The sequence below is a fragment of the Paenibacillus polymyxa genome (assembly GCF_001719045.1).
GTDB lineage: Bacteria > Bacillota > Bacilli > Paenibacillales > Paenibacillaceae > Paenibacillus > Paenibacillus polymyxa_B.
The window spans coordinates 4,659,637-4,681,145 of the sequence record NZ_CP015423.1; the positions used below are offsets into that span (position 1 = coordinate 4,659,637).

A 21,509-nucleotide genomic window follows, 5' to 3' on the forward strand; every position below is an offset into this window, starting at 1 on the left:
TTGTAAACCTACATAGGAAAGGAATGACTGATAACTACATGAACAATGCACCTGTGTTGAAGAAACCTGAGGCTATGGTATTTGATATGGACGGTACACTTTTTCAGACGGAGACGCTATTGCTTCCTGCGTACCACAAGCTGTTTGATACGCTGCGCGCTGAAGGGCTTTATGAAGGAGAGACTCCTCCCGAGGAGCTTATTTTGAATAGTTTGGGTATGTTGCTGGATGAAATCTGGAGAAGAGTGATGCCGGATGCCAGCGAAGCGGCCCACAGAAGAGCGGACGAGCTGCTGCTTCAGCTGGAGCTGGAGGGATTGAAGAGCGGAAGTCATGCCCTGTATCCACATGTAAAAGAAACACTCCAGTCCCTTCATGAGCAAGGTGTCCGATTGTTCGTAGCCAGTAATGGCCTGGAGGATTATGTAAAAGGGATCGCTGCTGCGTATGAAATGGTTCCCATTTTTGAAGGACTGTACAGCGCTGGGGAGTACAGCACGCTTTCCAAAGTGAATTTGCTGGAAATTCTGTTGAGCAAGCACGCTATTTCGAATGTATGGATGGTAGGAGATCGCTCCTCAGATGTGGAAGCAGGCAAAAAGAACGGACAGACGGTGATCGGTTGTGCTTATGCTGGATTTGGCGTGAACGATGAGTTGAAGGGGTCTGATGCGATTATTACGGACTTTACGCAACTGCTTACACTTTATAAAAACGCCGAGTAACTGTGAAACACAGGTTAATGGTTATAAATAGGCTTGACGTACCATATAAATAAAACATGCTAGCACTGTCGGGCAGACGAAAAAGAAAGGAAGGCAGCCACTTTACGCGGAGCCTTCCTTTGTCTTATTCTCAGTCTTACTCTCTGCTTTATCTTCTGTTTTATCTTCTGCTTTGTAGTCCGTCTGAGGCTTTGGATTAATTTGTGTGTGGTAGACCCACAAGGCATATTCCATGGGCTTGGCGATAGAACGGCGATAGGTATCTTTTTCTCCAATACGTGAAAATACCTCGCGGGCTGGTTTCGGGTTGACTTCCAGCACGTATATATGACCGTCCTTATTAATTGCCAAATCGAGCGCAAGCTCGCACAATGCCCCGTAGCTTTCTTCCAGATACGCAGCGATGTCCAGTCCGAGTTTTTCCCCCTGCTTGATGATTTTCTCTCTACGGCCCTCATCACGAATCCATTGCGTCAGCAATTGGTTCATCGGTACCGCCTTGCCTCCACCATGCAGGTTGGAAGTGACACTCCGATGTGCCCCGATTCGCCCGGCGCATCCGGTTAGCTCCCATACTCCTTGGCTATTTTTCTGCACCAGCATACGGTAATCATGGACCCTGCCATTGGGCAACTGCACAGGAATGCCTTCCTGAACAATGTAGTTATCCATGTTCCAGCTGCTCAGACGCGGCTCCAGACGGTCTAGACGTACCCGCTGCTGGGGAATAATATGGCGTTTGCGATTGCGGCCTTCAATCAGATACAGGCCCCCTTGCTTGTTAACAGGCTCAATACGTAAAATGCCGCGTCCTCCCGTACCGTTAATCGGCTTGAGGTACACTAATGAATTCTGTTTGAGCATCCGTTTTACACTATGAAATCCATTGAACAGCTCTGTTGCAGGCAAATGGGGGCGAAAGGCAGACCTTCTCGCAAGCTGCTGATGAATGACCCACTTGTTACTCAGCGGTCGGTTTAAATATACAAGGTCTGTATACTGCAATCGAAACTGCTTTAACTGACGATATCGTTCACTTCGCTGTACTCGGCAACGGTCGAAAATCATATCTGGGAACTCTCGCCACTTTCGGCTCCATTTTCCGCTATGTGGATCATAGATTTGGGCAAGGAGCAGCCTGCGATCCTTATGGACATCTGCTGGAGTAAATACATACATATCCAGTCCCAGTCTTTTCCCTTCTGCAATCATGCGCTCATATATATCACGTTCCTCCAATTGCTTCTTGTTATTTAAATACAAGGTCATGATGCCTAGGACAGGTTTTGGCACAGCATTCCACCTTCCTCTGCCGTCTGCTTATCTTGGGATAACTCCCCGTGAAATATCAGCGTGGGTTTCCCTGTCGGTCCAGTCGTCATTTCATGCGCAACCAGTCCAGCACGGAAACAGGTTTTGAGACTGGCCATATTGTCGGCGGCTACGCTGCACGTCAGACGGCGCAGCTGTTTGAGCTGGGCGGACAGCAGTCTAGCGCCCAGTCTGCGGCCCCGGTAAAGCGGACGAACAATTACGATGCAAGCATCCTTCCCGTAATTCAGAGCGAGGGAAAATCCCGCAATCCGCAGTCCCTTCTCCGTGCGCACATATGCGCACAGGAGGGAGGAACCAGGGGTGTTCAATTGCTCCGGCGTCAAAACAGCCAACTGCCGCAGAGCATTACGAGTAATGCGCATGCCCCCTGAGCTGCGGGCCAGAAACAGTAACTGTCGTCGTCTCAGCAGCCAGCTCCGGGCAGGCAATTGTTGAACATCGCTAATTTGCGGCATGATTCCACTTCCTTGATTATGATTTCATTCGTCCGGCCAAAAAGGAGCTGTACTGGAATATGCGTCTAAGCGACTTTTGGCGGATTTCCGGCTCGTCAAATTTCATCGGTTTGGCATTGGCCTCAAAAAACCAGAGGGTTCCGAGCGTATCCACGCCCAAATCCATGGACATTTCGCCATGAGAAAGACCGGATGCGCGTTCAATTTGACGTGCAATCTGTATGGCCGTACTTTTAACTTTGTTCAGTAGATCCGTGCTGTCCTCAGGCCCAAACAGTGAGGACAGTAGCTTGAACGGGTCCTCTACACTCCCGCCACGCGGGACATGTGTGGTAATGCTCCCTTTACCCGCCAGTCTGGCACCGACCCCGGTTATACTCCAGGAGCCACGGATATTTTTTTGTACCAGGATACGCAGGTCGAAGGGTTTTTTCTGATAGGTTGCCAGATCGATACCCTGTTGAATGATATAAGGCGAGTTGCCCGCTTCCCGGCGGATACGTCCCCACAGCCGGGATAGCGATACAGATCTGTAGGTTACACTTTTTTTGTCATGCTGAATGGTCAGTCTGTAAGCCATTAGATGTTCTGGGCGGAATTTAAGAATCATAATCCCTTTTCCGGCCTTACCGTTTTCCGGTTTGAGATACAGGTATGGATACGCAGACAGCATTTTTCCTAAGGAAGACAGGTTGCTTAACCGTTTGGTTGCCGGAACAAGCTGACGAGTGGTTTCCGAGGTACGCAACCACTTGAACAGTTCCCATTTGTTAAAAAAGCCTGGATTGTACAGCTCAATGCCTGAAGCATGTGAAATTTCATCCAACTTTGTGCGTACAGAGGTTTTAAGTTCATAATTACGATTGGGGATGCGATTATAAATGACCTGTGGAGGTGGAAAATTCTGTTCCTCCCACGTCTGTAAGCTCTTGTTGAAAATGTAGCCCTTAACCGTTTCGTCTGCCAGTTTCAGGTCCCTAACGGTAACAATGTACACCTGATAGCCCATCCGTGTTCCCGTTTCAAGAATATCCCTGAAATTGCGCTGATTGCCCTTGAAGAATTGTTCTTCGTCGTGCACTGTCAATACAGCAACGACTGGCTTTTGCTCCGCCCGGGTATTCATAGTTCCTCTTTTCTGCGGAATTTACTGAGGTAAAGACAGTGGTCCAAAATATGCTCCACGGATGCTTTACCCTCCGCACGCAACGATGGATGCTGAAAAATGGATCGGCCTGGCTTGGAGTTGGCTTCAAACATCCATACCTTTTCATCCTGATCAATACCCAGATCAAAGCCGATTTCACCCAGTAGATGCTGGTGATGGTGTTCAATGGCTTCTGCGAGCGTAACTGCTACGTTTTTGGCACGTTGAAGCACTTCACCCGCCCGGTCTCCGAATACCCGGTTCAACGCCTGTTCAGGTGTCATAAGGGAGCCGCCGTTTTTGATGTGGGTCGTGACACTGCCGCGTCCGGCTTTTTTGGCTCCAATGCCGACGACGACCCACTGATTATTTCCATTTTTATGCATGTGAAACCGGAAATCAATCGGACAATTGTCAATCTCGATCAGCTGGATACCCTGTTGAATGACGTAACCCTTTAACATCTGTCCCTGATTGGAGTGAAGCATCCTGAGCATGGAGTTAAAAGAGGCGAATTTTAGCAATACATTGCTATTTTTCTTACGGTACCTCACAAAATAGCCTTGCTTGGGAACATGGGACAGACGGTAGATTCCTTTGCCTAGGCTGCCTCCACTTGGCTTGTAATAAGCAAATTGATGTCGCTCCAACATACCTCGGATACGTTCAGAGCTGGGATTCATATATGATTCAGGGACATAGCGGTTAACATCTGGATTATTTTCCAGCAGATTATAGATATCGGACTTATTGAAAAAGCTCCAGTTAAAGAAGGGAATTCGTTTGCGGGAAAAGCGTTCGCGTAGTTGATTGATCGCCGGGGAAAAATCAGAGCGTCGGCTCGGCAAACGATTATAAATTACGTCCGGCAGAGGTACAAGTTTACGTGTGAATTCCCCGCTGGAAGACAGAAAATAGCCGTTAATCGTATCATTTTGCCAGTTAATATCCCGAGGGGTGAAGGCAAAAATATAAGATTTTTTGCTGCCTTCCTTCAGCAGTTGCTTAATAAAGCCTGTGCGTGATCCGAAAGGGCGAGTGGTGGAGTTGGTACCGTCAGACAGCACGCCAATCAACGGCCCTAGCTGTATATCCCCATCCAGATTTCGCAAATAGATGGCCCCGCTTTTGGGAACACGGATTGCATTACGTAAGCCCGAGGTCAAGTATAGATGGCGTCCCGCCTTCTGAATTGGTTTTACTGTAGCGGGAATCTGATCCTTACCGAGCCGCAGACGTACGGACTTGGCTCCGGATAATTTAAGGCTTTTCAACAAGGAAGTGGATATATACGCCACCTTGTCGGGCTGCTGTGAGAAATGCACATTGCAATGCGTTAAACTCATCTGTTTATCCTCCTATACCGTATGTTCAAGGGAGGCGCCCGCGCCCTTTGGCCCTGTCGCTTTGGAATGGGTCATTAAATATCGAGCATATTCGAGCGGGCGGTTGACCGACTGGAAAGCGCACTCTGGCTGACGGGTCTGAAAAAAGGAGGCCCGGCCAGGTCGGGAATTAACCTCCAATAGCCAGATATTCCCGCTCCGGTCAATACCGTAATCAATTCCCAACTCGCCAAGGCGGCCATAACGTTCCTCCAGCGCCCTGGTAATGGTCAAGGACAGCGCCATCATCTGCCCGATGATGAGACGCGTGGTGTCCGCGCCAAATTGTTCACGAAGGTAAGGCTCAGCTGGATGGGCTTCGCCCCCACCGTGAAGATTAGAAGTCAGAGTTCCTTGTCTGCCTTCTCTTACGGCAAAGCCCGTCAGGCGCCAATAGCCGTTGCCATCCTTTTGCATGAGTGCGCGAACATCAAAGGGATGATTGCTTTGGCTTGTTAATTTCAAATAAGGCTGCACGATATAAGCGCGTTTGTGTGCAATTCCGTGGACCCATGACAATCCTGCATCCAATTCGTAAAACAAGCGCCGGAACGGGCGGTTACGGGAGTCTCTACCCTGTACAAGTAGTCCCTGGCCTCCTTCTGCCAGACGGAGATATAGTGTGCTCTTGCCATGTGTTCCGGTCTGTGGCTTCATAAACAGCTCCGAATGGCGTCGTAGCCATTCCACAAGCTGGATCGTGTCCCGGTATGGCGCCGTAGGCGGCACAAAGGGACGCACTTTATCTACCGCATGCAAAGCTCGATACACCTGCCATTTGCCAGGTAAGTTACGCGACCAGTAGATGAGCTTGCGCGATTTTTGCTCCGCCATATCTTCCAGTGTGCGCCTGACATTCTGGCTCTCGTGAACATGGAGACAGCGGTTATACACAATATCCGGCAACGGAAAGCGGCCGGATGTCCATACTCCGTTACGGTAAACATAACCTCGTATGGAGTGATCTTCAGGTGAAACTCCTTCGGCGGTAAACGCCATTACGCTAAGACCAGAGCGCCTGCCCAACAGACTTAGCCTGCGGCAAAAATCGGCTTCGGTAATAGGGGGAGTGGCGGCCTGATTCCGGCTAACAAGCACGCCCAGCGTGCCTGGCACAACAAGAGACACCGACAACAGCTCCTTTGGCAGCCAGACTCTGGAAGAGATGAATTCATTTGAAGCCGGCTGAATAACAGCAGTATTCAATCATTTTTTTTACGGACGGGCGAGTCTTCTGATCATTTAACGGCGTGTTGTCATTCTTCGATGGCTTCGAATTGACCTCCAGCAACCAGATGCGCCCCGTGCTGTCTATTGCCAGATCTATACCAAATTCTGCGAAATGGGCGGGAATCGCTTTTTCCACTCCGCTTGCGATATCCAGTGCTGCTGTTTTGAGAGAGATATGCCCATTCGATTTAACGGTTGCGGGCAGCGTGGTTTTGGCAAGTGCTTCCTTGACTGTACTCAGCGTGCCGCCTCTTGCCAGATTGGACACAAAGTGGCTGCCTCCTGCGATCCGGGCGACAATGGATGTTACGGTCCAGGTTCCGGACGAATTTTTCTGTACAAGCGCACGAAAGTCGACCGGACGCTTACCATGATCAATCAAGGTAAGTCCCTGTTGGAGTTGAAAGCGTGTTGTTTTCATTTTTCCCGCTAAGCTTTTGTACAGCTTATCGACGTTGGCATACATTTGCTTGCGGGGTGTGCCCGCTGTTGTGGATAGCACCGAAAAGGTACCATCCGTTTGTTTGTTAATGCGCATTATGCCTTTACCTAGGCTTCCGCGCACTGGCTTGAGAAAAACAGCGGGATACTGGTTGCACATTTTTTTGAAAACAGCAAAGGTTTGCAGCAAGTGGGACTCGGGTAAATACTTGCGCAGGGAAGAATTTGATTTAAGCGCATCAAATACTTCATTCTTATCCAGAAACTTTTCGTTAAAAATGGTCGTGCCGTACTGCGATTTTACTTCTTTCATGAAATGCTGTACGCTAGTTCTGTTCTCGAGTTTACGGGAGGTAAGACGATTATTGACGACATCGCCGGCAGGCATGACCGTCTTTTTCCAGCCTCCGTCATACACCCATCCCTGAACTCGCCCGGGCTGACTTCCGATATGCTCCGGGGTGAAAAAATACACATATGCTCCTTGTCTGCGGCATTCCCCGACTAGTTCACGGCAGAACAGGGTGATCGACCCGAAAGGCTTGTCGGGCTGTTCGGGATAGTCCCGACTGACCAGCACGCTAATAAGTGGGCCCACTCGAAGTGTCCGGCGACCTCGGCTGTAGGTTACTCGCAGATTACAATTGGCATGAAGCCCCATTTTTCGGGCTAGCACGCTTCCCACACGTAGGCCGCTGTAGCGGGGCACCGATATGACGGTAACCTCTTGGCGGAACGAACCGAAGGCGAGCTGAACGGGGTGGCCAGCGGATATTTTCCATTTGCGAAGCAGGGACTCGCCGACCATGAGTACGTCATCCTGCAAGATGCCCGATCCGATGATTTGAATCGTTGTTTTTTTGATGGACATCGTGGATCTCCTTCCGGGCAGCAACTTGATGTCTTGAAAGTAACGGGAAACGTGAATGGGCTGTAATAGCACTGATTCATCATATGAGGACATATATCCCTTGGTGATTGACGGACAATGTGAAATGTTGACACTAAACTTGTATTGGAGGAATAAACAATCATGAACATCTATGACAAAGCCCATGATTTAGCGAAAGCATTAAAGGAAAGCAAAGAGGTAGAGGAAATTACGTCAGCGATGAAGCTGATCGAAACCGATCCAGAAGCCAAGAAAATGCTCGACGATTTCCGTGAACGCCAAATGGAAGTACAGCAACGCATGATGAGCGGCGATATGCCAGCACAGGAAGAGATGGAAAAGATGGAGAAGCTGTTTGAGGTACTTAGCTTGAATCTCAACATCCGTCGCCTGTTCGACGCTGAACGTCGCCTGAGCGTGATTATTGAGGACGTTAACAAAATTATTGCAGACAGCCTTCAACATTTGTATGGTTCATCTCTGTAAGTTTGTCTCATATTCCTTCCTGTCCTCTCATAGACTAGATACATAGAGTCACAGGGAGAGGAAGGGATACGATTGGGTTCTTTCAAAAAATGGAAACACGGTTTGTACACACTCATTGCATTGGCTATGGTTTTGGTCGCGTTACCACGCATCTCGCTTGCAGGCGGTTTGAACTGGGTCAACGGCTTTGGGATGGTATGGGTACTTTTTGCGCTGCTAGTCATTGGAGCAAATATGCATTTTTTGCTGGGTGTGGATGAGGAAAAGCGCAAAACGCTGGAGCGTGTGCGACGGGCCAAAATGCAGCAGTGGCAGATGAAATGGGATAAAAAAGCTGACAAAGGCAGCATGTAGTGAGTTTTTTTAGCTTGTCCTGGGCTTGCCTCCCAGATGGCAAATCAATCATAGTAAGAAGCGATTCCTTGTAAAAGAGGGGATCGCTTTTTTTACTATTTGCGAAGCGGAGAACTCAAAATGAACAAGGGTCTAAAATATAGGGATATTGTGCTATAATAGATACAGAATGATACAGATTGAACGTTGGGGGTGTAACAGAGTTGGACGGGCTAGATGAAACAGTTACGAAGCATGAGCAGCTATTGCGACATATCGAGCAGTTGAAAATAGGCTCCAAAATTTCTGTGCGCAGGTTGGCTAAAGAAATGAGTGTCAGCGAAGGAACGGCCTATCGGGCCGTGAAGGAAGCCGAGAACCTGGGAATCGTCATTACCAAGGAACGGATCGGAACAGTACGAGTGGAGAAGCGACCGCGCGGCTTGTCCGAGCAGCTGACCTTTGCAGATGTCGTAAATATTGTAGAGGGACATGTACTGGGCGGAAGTGAGGGGCTGGAGAAGCCCTTGCACAAGTATGTGATCGGAGCGATGCGCGAGGAAGCTATGGCCCGTTATATTGACGCAGGTAGTTTGCTAATCGTTGGTAACCGTGAGGATGCGCATTCACTTGCATTGGAGCAGGGGGCCGGTGTGCTGATTACAGGGGGCTTCGGTACGAGCCGAGAGGTTAAGCAGCTCGCAGATCAGATTAGTCTGCCGATTATTTCCTCACGCCATGATACTTTTACAGTGGCATCTATGATTAATAGAGCCATATTTGACCGCTTGATCAAAAAGAAAATTATGCTGATTGAAGACATTACGGCAGGCAAACCGAAAACGTTGACCTTGAAAATCAACAGCACGCTTACCGAGTTTGAAGAACTTTCGGTGACGACTGGACATCATCATTTTGCAATAGTGGATGAATGGAATCGTTTAATTGGTATCGTCAGCCGCAAAGATGTGGAGGGGCTTCTACCTGAGCATACGATGGATAAATGTCTGATCCGCAATCCGATAACGGTCACCTACCAGACCTCGCTGGCTTCTGCTGCGCAAATGATGGCGTGGGAAGGTGTAGATTATTTGCCGGTCGTGGACCGTAACCGCAAGCTGCTTGGGTCCGTTACACGGCGTGAGGTGCTGGAGGCGCTGCGTAACGCCCAAAAGCAGCCACAACTTGGCGAGACGTTCGACCAGTTGATCTGGAACGGGTTTGCTGAAGAGCGTAATGAGGACGGATCGTTATTTTTTCGCGGTTTTATTATTCCGCAGATGGCGACCAATTTAGGTACGATCTCGGAAGGCGTACTGGTCAACGTGATGACACAAGCGGGCTACCGGGCAGCTAGAGACATGACCGGCAAAGATTATGTGCTGGACAATTTGACGACTTATTTTATTAGACCCGTACAGATAGAGGATGCTGTCGTTCTTCGTCCATTGCTGCTCGAGCTGAGTCGTCGTACCTGCAAGCTAGAAATTGCAATTTCACGGGAAAATCATTTGGTATGCAAAGCAGTGATGACGCTTCAATCCATTGAACATGGTTAGTCTACCTGTGGCTACCTATGGATCGGAGCAGGGTGTGAAGTCGAATAGATCGACTTAGTGGCTTTCAGGCAGTCTTTCTTTTGCTTCCAGCCAAATTTGCAGCACCCCTTCCATTACAAGCATCGTTTTGACCTGGATCGTATACTCCTTGTCACGAACGGTGTATTTTTTTTGGTGCAGCAACATACGTACCAGCTTGCTGTCAGAGTCAATCTCGAACATATCTCTGCCGCGCAGCACCTCCAGATCACGACTGACACGGCGAAGAAGTTCCTTCAGGTTGATAGAATCGATTTTTTCGGCCGAAGCTTCCTCCGCGATCAGCTTGATTTCTTTGACAACGGTTTGGCGCTTGCTGTATTTGCGCAATGTTTTGTTGTCTTCCTCGGCTTGCTGGAGCTGGAATTGAAGATCCTGGTTATTCGTCCACAGCTGATTGAAGCTGGCATGCCAGATGGCATTGTAGATCATTCCTCCCGTAATCATACCGAGTACAAAGACGGAGGATAATTGCATAAAAGGGCGCAGGCGCTCAAAAGGGGGGACTCTCATAGTCGTTTCACCTCACGGTCGTCCGTTGCCGCATACCCACTTGACCAGCTCTGCACCCATATGAGCGCCTAAAAAGGCGAAAATCAAATACAATATCTGCTTAATGGCAGGTGACAAATTACCATCCAACATATTGCTTTCAATGACCCGGATCGGGTCCATCGTTCCCCCCACAGCGGCGGCAAGCGCCCATATTTTAATTCTTCCGGCAACCTCCAGCATCGTCTGGGTTGGCGGCTGAAGCGATACCACAGCCCCCATTCCGCCGAGCATGGCTCCCCCGAGCACGATGCCAAAGGCAATGAAGAAGTCGAGAATCGCTTTGGATATAAAAGTGCTCATGCTCTTTTCCTCCTTAGGTATACGAATCAGGACCGCGCTTGTCCGCCGAGGTCTGTACTTTTATTCTATGGGCGCTACTAACGCGGATATGATAAAATAGTTTGAAGAAAATCTAGCGGTGAAAGGAAGAGAAGCGCATGAGTTCATTTGTGCATTTGCATGTTCATAGCGAGTACAGCCTGCTGGACGGCGCGGCTCGTACCGCGGAGTTGGTCAAACAGGCATCAGCTTACGGAATGAAGGCGCTGGCCCTTACAGACCACGGGGTTATGTACGGTGCCATTCCTTTTTATAGAGCGTGTGTAGAGAACGGCATTAAGCCGATTATCGGGTGTGAGGCCTATATGACGGCAGGATCGCGCAAGGAGCGTGGCAGCCGGAAGGATCAGCCCATATATCATTTGATTTTGCTCGCCAAAAATAAAACAGGCTATCAAAATCTGATGAAGTTGTGCTCCATCGGCCATTTGGAGGGCTTTCACTACAAGCCGCGCATCGACATGGAGGCTTTGGCTGCCCATCATGAAGGCATCATATGCCTGAGCGCTTGTTTGGGCGGTGAAGTGCCGCAGCATTTACTGCATGGTCGGGAAGCTGAAGCACGACGAGCAGCGGAACGGTATCGTAACATTTTTGGCGATGATTTTTATCTGGAACTCCAGGACCATGGTCTTTCGGAGCAAAAACGTGTAAATCCTCTCTTGATCGCACTGGCGAAGGAACTGAATATTCCACTGGTGGCGACGAATGACGTGCATTACTTGACTGAGCCAGATGCGGACGTGCAAGACGTTCTGATCTGTATCGGGACAGGGAAGACAGTTGACGATGAGGAACGCTTGCGTATACCAACACGTCAGTTGTATCTGAAAAGTCAGGAGGATATGGCTCGTTTATTCCCGCATGTGGCAGAAGCCATCGCCAACACGGTGCGTATTGCTGAAAAATGCGAACTAGAGCTGGAATTCGGTCAATCCATTTTGCCTGAATATCGCCCGCTGCCGGAAGGAATGACCTCTTCGTCCTATTTACGCAATCTGTGCGTGCAAGGGCTGGAGCGTCGCTATGGAAGCGATCCCGGATGGGAGCAACCAGAGGAACGGGAAAGGCTGAACCAACGGCTAAACTATGAGTTGAATACCATTGACAGTATGGGTTTCAGCGATTATTTCCTGATTGTATGGGATTTTATTGCCTTCGCTCATAAGCATAAGATTGCAACGGGACCGGGGCGGGGTTCCTCAGCAGGCAGTTTGGTTGCCTATGTGCTTAACATCACGAATGTCGATCCGATGAAATACAACCTGCTCTTTGAACGGTTTCTGAATCCAGAACGAATTAGTATGCCAGATATAGATATTGATTTTAGTGATGAACGGCGTGACGAGGTTATCGACTATGTAGTACAGAAGTACGGAAATGAGCATGTAGCGCAAATTATTACATTTGGAACGCTGGCGGCAAGAGCCGCTGTCCGTGATGTCGGTCGTGCATTGAACGTGCCGTATGGCGAGGTGGACAAGGCAGCCAAGCTGATTCCGGCGCAGTTAGGTATTAATATCCGTCATGCGCTGGAAATCACCCCGGAGCTAAAAACGCTATATGAAACGAAGCCCAAGACACGTGAACTGCTGGATATGGCGATCAAGGTTGAAGGAATGCCTCGTCATGCTTCGACACATGCAGCAGGTGTTGTCATTTCGCGGACTCCATTGACCGATACGGTTCCGCTTCAAGAGGGGAGCGAAGGGGTTCCTTTGACGCAGTACTCGATGGAAAATCTAGAGCGCATTGGTTTGCTTAAAATGGATTTCCTTGGGCTGCGTACGCTCTCCATTATTGAACGGTGCATACACTGGATTGCGGAAGAGCATGGAGAAACGCCTGATTTTAGTCGTATTCCCGATAATGATCCGCATACCTATGACTTGCTGGGCAAAGGAGATACAGGAGGCGTATTCCAGCTGGAGTCGGCCGGTGTACGCCGGGTACTCAAGGATTTGAAGCCGAGTGTATTCGAGGATATCATTTCTGTCCTGGCTTTGTATCGTCCGGGCCCGATGGGCTTTATTCCTAACTTTATACAGGCCAAGCATGGTCAGATTGAGATTTCTTATCCGCATCCTGACCTGGAACCGATCTTAAAGGATACGTACGGTATTATTGTGTATCAGGAGCAAATCATGCAGATTGCTTCGCGCATGGCGGGCTTTTCCCTGGGAGAAGCCGATCTGTTGCGCCGGGCTGTGTCCAAGAAAAAGCGCGAAGTGTTGGATCTGGAGCGCGGGCATTTTGTCGAAGGCAGTATCAAGCAGGGATACACGGAGGAGGAGGCCGGAAGGGTTTACGATATGATTGTCCGTTTTGCTGACTACGGCTTCCCGCGTGCCCATGCAGCTGCTTATGGTGTGCTAGCATTTCAAACGGCTTATCTAAAGGCCCATTATCCGGTACAATTCATGGCTTCAATGCTGACAGCCGTGATGGGAAGTCATCGGAAAGTGGCTGAATATGTCGTCGAATGCCGTCGTATGGATATCGCAGTGTTGCCGCCTGATGTGAATGAGAGCGGGGTGTTGTTTACTCCTTTACAGCAGGGAGGCATCCGCTTCGGCCTAGCAGCGATTAAAAATGTCGGCACACAGGCGATGGAGAGCATTCTCGCTGTTCGCAAGGAACGGCCTTTCGACAGCCTGCTCGATTTTTGTCGACGTGTCGATTTGCGGGTATGTAATAAGAGAGTAATTGAATCGCTTATTCAGGCAGGAGCCTTTGATTCATTGACGGGTCATCGGGCACAATTGCTTGCCATGCTGGATGAAACGGTGGATGCAGCCGTCAAGTGGCGCAAGGAACGAGATGACTTACAAATTGATATGTTTGGTTTTGTGGAAATGCCCAATTGGGATATCGAATATCCCAATGTACCCAAATTCAGTGCCAGTCAGCAGTTAGAGCTGGAACGCGAACTGCTGGGACTGTATTTATCCGGGCACCCGTTGGATGATTTTGAGTCGCTGTTGGAAAGCAGCGAGGCGGATCGTTTGATGGAGCTGGGCGATGTGCCAGATGAAACGGTTGTTGTGACCGCAGGCATGGTAGTGTCACTAAAAACGATTACGACCAAGCAGGGTAAGACCATGGCCTTCATTGAGCTGGAGGATCAGATTGAGCGCTGTGAGGTTGTGCTGTTTCCTGAGGTATGGAAGCGAAGCCAGCAGTGGATTGAAAAGGGAGCTTTGCTTACGCTTCGAGCCAAGATGCAGCAGCAGGACGAGCACTTCAAGCTCCTTGCGGATGAGACCGCCCCGCTGGCAGAAGACTCGCTGGCCCGGCTCCTCCAGCGCCGACGTGCCAGTACGCGCTCGTCCGCCGCTGGAACATCCGTGCCAGCTGCTGGCTCTCCTGCTGGCGGCCCGGGCGGGAGAGCGGCGCGCGTGTCGCCCCCGCCTTCGGCAGCCAATGCATCTGCTTCGCCTCAACCGAAGGCGGCCCGTCCCGTGATGGCTGCTTCACCGCGTGGAGCCGAAGCGGCTCGAGGTGAGCAGGTGCCAGTCCCGCGCAGCTCGGAGCCGACCACTCATCAGCGGGTGTTTGTCAAAATCACCCGCCAGGCCGAGGAGGACGCCAGCTTGCTGGTCAGTCTCAAGGCACTGCTCCAGGAGCATCCCGGTGCTATGCCTACCGTACTTTTTTATGAGAGCAACCAGCGTCTGCTGGCCTTGAGCGATGCTTACAGCATTAAGCCCTCTCCTCAGCTTTTTGATCAAATGGAGTCGATGTTGGGTGAAGGTACGGTGAAAGTCAAATGATAGGCACACAGCAAACCGCCCTTATTGTAACGGTTTAATGAACATTTTCCTTCCTTCCCGCATACACTTGGAAAACTGGCGGAACAGGAGATTCAACACGTACCCTGCACCATAAGGTCCCGTACGGTGAAAGAATAGACTGCACGGTGAAAGCGGGAGGGAAATTATGTCCTATGAATATGCAGAAACTTTGTTAAATCGCAGAGGCATTCGTATCGAGTCCATTGCGGACATTGTTTTTCAGCTTCAGCTAAAATATTATCCTCATTTGACGATGGAAGAATGTATAGACAGTGTCAAAGCGGTTTTACAAAAGCGTGAGGTTCAATATACGTTGCTCACAGGTATTGCGCTCGATGAGCTGGCCGAAAAAAAACTTCTCCCCCAGCCATTGCAAGCCATTATGGAGGCTGACGAACCGCTGTACGGAGTGGACGAGACACTGGCTCTTGGAATTACGAGTGTGTACGGCATGATCGGCTTAACCAGTTTTGGTTATCTGGATAAGGAAAAGACGGGGATTATTGAACAGCTGAACCAAAAAGGCAGTGGTATTCATGTGTTTTTAGACGATCTTGTCGCCGGACTAGCTGCCGCTGCTTCTTCGCGCATTGCACATCGGAGTCTCCATGCCAAGCATTATCCTGCATCATTGGACGCTTAATTGACCTGTGTAGACAGAGTTGATGATTTTCTAGGCCCTCCGACGAACTTGAATGATCAGGAGGGCTTTTGTTGCGGGAAAAAAGTAAGGTATGTTATCATGAGTCTATTATATGGGCTCAAAACTTGAGGCTTAGGGGGTAGAAACAAGGCATGTGGACGGTGATTTATATTGCACCGACGGCCAGACTGGCTGACATGATTAAGCTCAAACTGTCTGAAGAAGGTTTTATGGTGCAGGCCCGGGCCATCAGCGCGTCCAAGCAACAGTTTGAGATACTTGTGCCTTCGGGTGAAGTCGAAGAAATACAGGAAGTGCTTAATTCGATTTTGCGCCCTTGAGTCCGGAACGGCGGAAGTGATACAGCAGCATGAGTGGAACAAAGGATGCACGATCGGCGGTAAAGTTTTAGTAACAGGCGTTGACGTGTGTATGAACATAATGCTTAAAGGTGCCGCATAGACGGCAGAGGACCTTGTATCGGTTACGGCTGACAAATAAACGGCTGGAGAGGTGTAGTTGTGTTTAAAGATTTATTCCAAAAGAAGCGTAAATACGCGACCATCCCTTCGGAACGGGCGCTGAGCGGCGATCAAGCGGACATGCCGGATCGTCCCAAACGGGAAATTCCCGAAGGTCTTATGACCAAATGTGGCAAGTGTGGAAGTATTCAATACAGCAAAGAACTAGAGAAAAATTTGAAAGTGTGTCCGGTGTGCGGATACCATATGCGTTTGAATGCTATGGATCGCATTCGCATGGTGCTCGACGAAGACACGTTTACGGAATATGATGCCGATATGATTTCGGTTGACCCGCTGGACTTTCCGGGATATGCGAGCAAGCTGGAGCAACAGACCCTGAAATCTGGCTTGCGAGAGGCTGTCGTTACGGGCGACGGCCTTATTTATGGACATCCTGTTGTCGTTGCTGTGATGAGCTTTGACTTTTTTACTGGCAGTATGGGTTCGGTCGTAGGAGAGAAAATTACCCGCGCCATTGAGCAAGCAATAGACAAGCGTTTGCCGCTAATTATTTTTTCAACTTCCGGCGGGGCACGTATGCAGGAAAGTATTTTAAGCTTGATGCAGATGGCCAAAACAAGTGCTGCTCTTGCTCGTCTGGATGAGCAGGGCTTGCTGTATATTTCTGTTATCACCGACCCGACTACAGGTGGAGTGTCCGCCAGCTTTGCTACGCTTGGAGATATTAATATCGCGGAGCCAGGAGCTGTATTCGGCTTTGCAGGGCGTATTGTAATTGAACAGACAATCAGACAGAAGTTGCCGGATGATTTTCAAACATCCGAATTTAATTTGCAGCATGGACAATTGGATATGGTTGTACACCGCAAGGAACTGCGTGATACCCTCGGGCAACTGCTTGATCTGCACAGTGTGAAAGGGGTGGAATAGATGGCTGGTGAATTGCCTTATGAAAAGCCCCTGGTCGAGATGCGACAGAAGATCGAAGAACTCAAGCAATTCGGACAGGATAAGCAAATTGATTTTACAGATGAAATCAACCGTCTCGAGGAACGTTATCTCGAGATGGAAGAAGAAATATATTGGAACATTACAGCACCACAAAAAATGCATTTGGCCCGTCATCATCAAAGACCAACGTCTCTTGATCTGATTGAGCAGGTGTTTACAGACTTTATTGAATTGCACGGCGACCGCTTGTTTGGAGACGATCTGGCGGTTGTGGGCGGAATTGCCAAGCTAAATGGTATTCCGGTGACCGTCATTGGTCAACAGCGTGGTAAGGATACGAAAGATAACATTGCACGTTTCTTTGGTAGTGCTCATCCGGAAGGATTTCGTAAAGGCTTGCGTCTTATGCAGCAGGCTGATAAATTCAAACGCCCTATTATTACATTTATTGATACGAAGGGCGCTTATCCGGGTAATACAGCAGAGGAGAGAGGTCAATCGGAAGCGATTGCCCGCAACTTGCGGGAGATGGCAAAGCTTTCGGTGCCTGTTATTTGTGTGGTCATCGGCGAGGGTGGAAGCGGCGGTGCGCTTGCGTTTGCAGTCGGTAACCGTGTGCTGATGCTGGAACATGCCATTTATTCGGCCATTTCTCCAAACGGTGCAGCTTCGATTCTATGGAAAGATGCTTCCAAGGCCGATCAGGCAGCTGAAGCCATGAAGATTACGGCTAATGACCTCCTGCGCATGGAAATTATCGAGGATATTGTGCCGGAGCCGAAAGGGGGCGCGCATCGTAACTATGAAGTGACTGCTGCCGCAATCAAGGAGCTATTGGAACGTCATTTGGCAGACCTTACGAATATGAGCTGCGATGAATTGAGGGAAGATCGGTATCAAAAATTCCGAAAAATAGGTCAATACACCTTCTTGAAGCCTTCGGAATCTGAGCCTATGTTGTAATACGCTGTAAACGGGTAACAATAAATATGACGAACTTCCTATACAAATAGGAAAAAGTGTAGTAGATTTAATTGTTGGAAAAAGATATAAAGAGTAGCACCTTTGAAAACGGAGGAAAAACCCAAATGCGCAAAACTAAGATTGTATGTACCATCGGTCCTTCCAGTGAGTCATTGGAAAATGTGAAGAAACTGATTTTGGCTGGTATGAACGTAGCCCGCCTGAATTTCTCTCACGGTGATTTCGAGGAGCATGGCAACCGGATTAAAAACATCCGTCAAGCTTGTAAGGAGCTTAACAAAAACGTTGCTATTTTGCTCGATACGAAGGGGCCGGAAATCCGGACAGGAAAGCTCGAAGTTGAACCTATTGAGCTTGTTCAGGACGAGTTCATTACGCTGACAACGGAAGAAATTCTCGGTACGCAAGATCGTATTTCCATTACGTACAAAGATCTTCCCTCGGACGTGGAGCCCGGCTCCACCATTCTGATCGACGATGGTCTGATCGGACTCACCGTTATTGAAGTATCAGGCACTGAAATCAAATGCCGCATTGTTAATGGTGGAACGATCAAAAGCAAGAAGGGCGTTAACGTTCCAGGCGTTGCTATTTCTTTGCCTGGTATTACCGAAAAAGATGCTAATGATATCATTTTCGGTATTGAGCAGGACATTGATTTCATCGCGGCTTCTTTTGTTCGTAAAGCAAGTGACGTTCTGGAAATCCGTGAATTGCTGGCGAAACACAACGCAAGTCATATCCAAATCATTTCCAAAATAGAAAATCAGCAAGGTGTTGACAACCTGGATGAAATTTTGGAAGCTTCGGATGGTCTGATGGTTGCCCGTGGTGACCTCGGTGTGGAAATTCCTGCTGAAGAAGTGCCTCTGGCGCAAAAATTGATGATTAACAAATGTAATGTAGCTGGCAAGCCTGTTATTACGGCAACACAGATGTTGGATTCCATGCAACGTAACCCGCGTCCGACTCGTGCGGAAGCAAGTGACGTGGCGAATGCTATTTTTGACGGAACAGACGCAATTATGCTGTCCGGCGAAACAGCAGCGGGTAAATATCCGGTAGAATCCGTATTGACGATGTCACGTATTGCAGAAAAAGCTGAGTCCTCTCTGAACTACCGTGATTTGTTCAAGAAACAAAGAACGGCTCAAGAAATTAGTATTACAGAAGCAATCAGTCAATCTGTTTCTATTTCTGCACTTGACCTGCATGCCAAAGCGATCCTGACGTCCACACAAAGCGGAACAACGGCGCGTATGATTTCTAAATACCGTCCTGAAGCTCCAATTGTTGCTGTGACAACACAGGAAAGAACAGTTCGCCGTTTGGCTCTGATCTGGGGCGTACATGCAGTACAAGGCAGACCAGTCGTTGACACAACAGATAGTCTGTTTGACAACGCACTGGAAGGCGGTCGCAAATCTGGCCTCGTTAAAGAGGGCGATTTGGTTGTAATTACTGCGGGCGTACCTCTTGGTGATTCCGGTTCTACGAACCTGATCAAAATTAGCTGCGTTCCAGCACAAGCGTAATTAAAGTCTCCATGACATAATAACGAAGCTGTATCGTTACAACAAGCAAAAGAGCATTCAAGTCAATAAGACTTGGATGCTCTTTTTTTTATGTTCTCTAGCTTTTCATTTCCAGTCCTTCTCGTCGTATGAAATCAAGAAATGCCTGTTGCATCAAGTTCATGTGTGTATCTTGTTGATACACGATGTTTATTTGATAATGGCTCCTTTGGTTATCAGCCTCGGGATAAGGGAGCCATTCCACCGAGGGAGCAGCATTTTCATTATTATCCACTCCGCTTGCAGGAAAGAAGGCAAGCGCTTCTCCGCCGCTTACGACTTGCTTTACCGCTTCCCAAGAGTTGATTTCCAGATGAGGCTTAACTAGCGAAGAATACTGATCTACAACTGATGAACCGCTATATTTTACCCATGTGTGCTTGTCCAGCACATCGGGTCCAGCGACCTCCTCTAATTTGAATGCAGGTGCAAGTGCAGATGCAGAACGGATAACTCCTACTTGATCAGAAGCCACTGGCTCTGCCACCGTATACTCTGGAAGAGAATCTCTATCGTCGAGAAAAGCAAAATCAATTTCCCCCTGTTTCAGTAGTTGCTTAATTGCATCCGGGGATTGAATATCCAACTGAATACGACAATCTGGATACCGCTCAGCAAACTTAGTCATCAAAGTGGGGAGGAGATACGTACCTGATATCGACTCTGCACTCAGATGTAATTGACCCTGTGACTCTTCTGTCAGTTCATCTACAGCTTGTCTAGCTTCTTGCTCCAGAGAGATGATCTGCTTTGCGTAAGGTAATAATTTTTTTCCAGCTTCCGTTAGTATAATCCTGCCTTGTTGAAGAGAGAATAGGGAAACACCCATTTCCTTTTCCAAGCTCTTCATATGAAAGCTGACGGTAGGTTGTTTGACTTGCAAAGCTTCGGCCACATCCGTCGCCTTATGGAATTTGTCGATCAGCATTAAAATACGCAATTTTAGAATATTCATGGAATCCAACAGCTCTCCTTATATGTCATTCATATGTGAATTTCAAACTATAGATTAATTATATACCGAAAAATAATTTATCTATCAATATTTTATATTTGTTTTACAAAACCACGTCGTTCGTCTAACATTCCAGGCCTACAATGTAAAAGTGTTGATGGTCATAAATAAAAAACCGTCACTTAACTAAGGGGAGGACAATAAAAAATGTTGAAAAAATGGCCGTTCATTCTGATGACTCTCACCATGGTATTTGCACTTGCAGCTTGCGGATCAGGTAACAATGCTGCACCACAAGGAGAAGCTGCTACAGGAACAGACAATAAAGCAGCTGCTGAACTGACAGGAAACATTCTGGCTGTTGGCTCCACTGCACTTCAACCATTGGTAGAGCAAGCGGGACAAAAATTTATGGCTGTCGATAAATATAAAGGCATTGCAGTTCAAGTGCAGGGCGGCGGTAGCGGTACTGGCTTGACTCAGGTTTCCGGCGGACAAGCGGACATCGGTAACTCCGACGTGTTTGCAAAAGAAAAACTGGAGAGCGGCGCAGATGAGCTGGTCGATCACCAAGTAGCTGTTGTAGCCATGTCAGCGGTAGCGAATCCTAAAGTAGGCGTTACAGACCTGAAAAAAGATCAATTGGTACAAATCTTTACAGGTAAAATCACGAACTGGAAAGAAATTGGCGGTGCGGATCAAAAAATCGTTATTGTAAACCGTCCAAGCAGCTCCGGTACTCGTGCAACATTTGAAAAATACGCATTGGGACAAAAAACAGAAGATCTGCCGGGCTCCATTCAAGAAGATTCCTCCGGTACTGTGAAAAAGCTGATTGCTGAAACACCGGGTGCGATTGGTTATCTGGCTCTGTCCTACATCGACAACACAGTAACTGCTTTGAAATACGATGGCGTTGAAGCTAACGTTGAAAATGTAGAACAAGGTAAATATCCAGTGTGGGCTTACGAGCATATGTACACTAAAGGTGAGCCAAAAGAGCATGTGAAAGCATTTCTGGACTACATTCTGTCAGATGAAATCCAAAAAACGGATGTCGTAGACTTGGGATACATTCCAGTAGCAGGTATGCAAGTGAAACGTGATGCTGACGGTAATATCACGAAATAAGGAGAGTCACACCTCCTGTTCGATGAACGCAGCTAACGCGAGTATATTCACGAAGAAGAGGCGGACTAGCG

At 48.4% G+C, this 21,509-nt stretch carries 20 protein-coding genes; 11 read left to right on the forward strand and 9 right to left on the reverse strand.

Annotation, left to right across the window (positions count from 1 at the left end; all coding sequences use genetic code 11):
• Positions 1 to 23: 23 nt before the first annotated feature.
• Positions 24 to 725, forward strand: a complete 702-nt coding sequence (locus tag AOU00_RS21050; RefSeq protein WP_081330743.1) for an HAD hydrolase-like protein — start codon at positions 24 to 26, stop codon at positions 723 to 725.
• Between the two features lie 102 nt (positions 726 to 827).
• Here the strand turns inward: AOU00_RS21050 and AOU00_RS21055 are convergent, their stop codons facing one another.
• Genes AOU00_RS21055 through AOU00_RS21080 form a run of 6 tightly spaced genes read right to left on the reverse strand, consistent with a single transcriptional unit; the run spans position 828 to position 7,589 of the window.
• Complete coding sequence (locus tag AOU00_RS21055) at positions 828 to 2,018, reverse strand: YheC/YheD family endospore coat-associated protein (RefSeq protein WP_061831700.1); 1,191 nt, start codon at positions 2,016 to 2,018, stop codon at positions 828 to 830.
• The gene (locus AOU00_RS21060; RefSeq protein WP_069291587.1) at positions 2,000 to 2,515 is read right to left on the reverse strand and encodes a GNAT family protein; all 516 of its coding nucleotides are present in this window, start codon (positions 2,513 to 2,515) and stop codon (positions 2,000 to 2,002) included. The genes AOU00_RS21055 and AOU00_RS21060 overlap by 19 nt, the downstream gene beginning before the upstream one ends.
• 16 nt (positions 2,516 to 2,531) lie before the next feature.
• A complete protein-coding gene (locus AOU00_RS21065) occupies positions 2,532 to 3,641 on the reverse strand; it encodes a YheC/YheD family endospore coat-associated protein (RefSeq protein WP_069291588.1) in 1,110 nt (369 codons plus the stop codon).
• The gene (locus AOU00_RS21070; protein ID WP_069291589.1) at positions 3,638 to 5,008 is read right to left on the reverse strand and encodes a YheC/YheD family endospore coat-associated protein; all 1,371 of its coding nucleotides are present in this window, start codon (positions 5,006 to 5,008) and stop codon (positions 3,638 to 3,640) included. The genes AOU00_RS21065 and AOU00_RS21070 overlap by 4 nt, the downstream gene beginning before the upstream one ends.
• Positions 5,009 to 5,020: 12 nt before the next feature.
• Positions 5,021 to 6,175, reverse strand: a complete 1,155-nt coding sequence (locus AOU00_RS21075) for a YheC/YheD family endospore coat-associated protein (RefSeq protein ID WP_069291590.1) — start codon at positions 6,173 to 6,175, stop codon at positions 5,021 to 5,023.
• Positions 6,176 to 6,218: 43 nt separating this feature from the next.
• On the reverse strand, positions 6,219 to 7,589 hold the full coding sequence (locus tag AOU00_RS21080) for a YheC/YheD family endospore coat-associated protein (protein ID WP_069291591.1): 1,371 nt from the start codon (positions 7,587 to 7,589) through the stop codon (positions 6,219 to 6,221).
• Positions 7,590 to 7,751: 162 nt separating this feature from the next.
• Here AOU00_RS21080 and AOU00_RS21085 point away from each other — a divergent pair, with 162 nt between their 5' ends.
• The 3 genes from AOU00_RS21085 (at position 7,752) to AOU00_RS21095 (ending at position 9,988) form a co-directional block, all read left to right on the forward strand.
• Entirely contained in the window at positions 7,752 to 8,096 is a 345-nt protein-coding gene (locus AOU00_RS21085) for a YlbF/YmcA family competence regulator (protein ID WP_025685398.1), read from the forward strand.
• Between the two features lie 72 nt (positions 8,097 to 8,168).
• Positions 8,169 to 8,450, forward strand: coding sequence for a hypothetical protein (locus AOU00_RS21090; RefSeq protein WP_069291592.1), 282 nt, complete (start codon positions 8,169 to 8,171; stop codon positions 8,448 to 8,450).
• A 203-nt stretch (positions 8,451 to 8,653) separates the two neighbouring features.
• Positions 8,654 to 9,988, forward strand: coding sequence for a DRTGG domain-containing protein (locus AOU00_RS21095; RefSeq protein ID WP_069291593.1), 1,335 nt, complete (start codon positions 8,654 to 8,656; stop codon positions 9,986 to 9,988).
• A 54-nt stretch (positions 9,989 to 10,042) separates the two neighbouring features.
• Here the strand turns inward: AOU00_RS21095 and AOU00_RS21100 are convergent, their stop codons facing one another.
• On the reverse strand, positions 10,043 to 10,540 hold the full coding sequence (locus AOU00_RS21100; RefSeq protein WP_061831708.1) for a sporulation membrane protein YtrI: 498 nt from the start codon (positions 10,538 to 10,540) through the stop codon (positions 10,043 to 10,045).
• Between the two features lie 12 nt (positions 10,541 to 10,552).
• The gene (locus AOU00_RS21105) at positions 10,553 to 10,882 is read right to left on the reverse strand and encodes a YtrH family sporulation protein (protein ID WP_013309582.1); all 330 of its coding nucleotides are present in this window, start codon (positions 10,880 to 10,882) and stop codon (positions 10,553 to 10,555) included.
• A 137-nt stretch (positions 10,883 to 11,019) separates the two neighbouring features.
• Here AOU00_RS21105 and AOU00_RS21110 point away from each other — a divergent pair, with 137 nt between their 5' ends.
• The 6 genes from AOU00_RS21110 (at position 11,020) to pyk (ending at position 19,313) form a co-directional block, all read left to right on the forward strand.
• Positions 11,020 to 14,694: a DNA polymerase III subunit alpha gene (locus AOU00_RS21110; RefSeq protein ID WP_069291594.1), complete on the forward strand. Its 3,675-nt coding sequence runs from the start codon at positions 11,020 to 11,022 to the stop codon at positions 14,692 to 14,694.
• Positions 14,695 to 14,860: 166 nt separating this feature from the next.
• A complete protein-coding gene (locus AOU00_RS21115) occupies positions 14,861 to 15,358 on the forward strand; it encodes a phosphatidylglycerophosphatase A family protein (RefSeq protein ID WP_023987905.1) in 498 nt (165 codons plus the stop codon).
• 152 nt (positions 15,359 to 15,510) lie between these two features.
• Positions 15,511 to 15,699, forward strand: coding sequence for a hypothetical protein (locus tag AOU00_RS21120; RefSeq protein ID WP_013309585.1), 189 nt, complete (start codon positions 15,511 to 15,513; stop codon positions 15,697 to 15,699).
• 180 nt (positions 15,700 to 15,879) lie between these two features.
• Positions 15,880 to 16,773 (forward strand): acetyl-CoA carboxylase, carboxyltransferase subunit beta, encoded by an 894-nt coding sequence (gene accD, locus AOU00_RS21125; protein ID WP_013309586.1) that lies wholly within the window; start codon positions 15,880 to 15,882, stop codon positions 16,771 to 16,773.
• Positions 16,774 to 17,757, forward strand: coding sequence for an acetyl-CoA carboxylase carboxyltransferase subunit alpha (locus tag AOU00_RS21130; RefSeq protein WP_069291595.1), 984 nt, complete (start codon positions 16,774 to 16,776; stop codon positions 17,755 to 17,757).
• 125 nt (positions 17,758 to 17,882) lie between these two features.
• The gene (pyk, locus tag AOU00_RS21135; RefSeq protein WP_023987907.1) at positions 17,883 to 19,313 is read left to right on the forward strand and encodes a pyruvate kinase; all 1,431 of its coding nucleotides are present in this window, start codon (positions 17,883 to 17,885) and stop codon (positions 19,311 to 19,313) included.
• A 97-nt stretch (positions 19,314 to 19,410) separates the two neighbouring features.
• Here pyk and AOU00_RS21140 read toward each other — a convergent pair whose 3' ends face one another.
• Complete coding sequence (locus AOU00_RS21140) at positions 19,411 to 20,307, reverse strand: LysR family transcriptional regulator (protein WP_069291596.1); 897 nt, start codon at positions 20,305 to 20,307, stop codon at positions 19,411 to 19,413.
• 207 nt (positions 20,308 to 20,514) lie between these two features.
• On the opposite strand from AOU00_RS21140, the gene AOU00_RS21145 reads away from it, so the two are divergent.
• Entirely contained in the window at positions 20,515 to 21,438 is a 924-nt protein-coding gene (locus tag AOU00_RS21145) for a phosphate ABC transporter substrate-binding protein (RefSeq protein WP_069291597.1), read from the forward strand.
• Positions 21,439 to 21,509 lie beyond the last annotated feature (71 nt).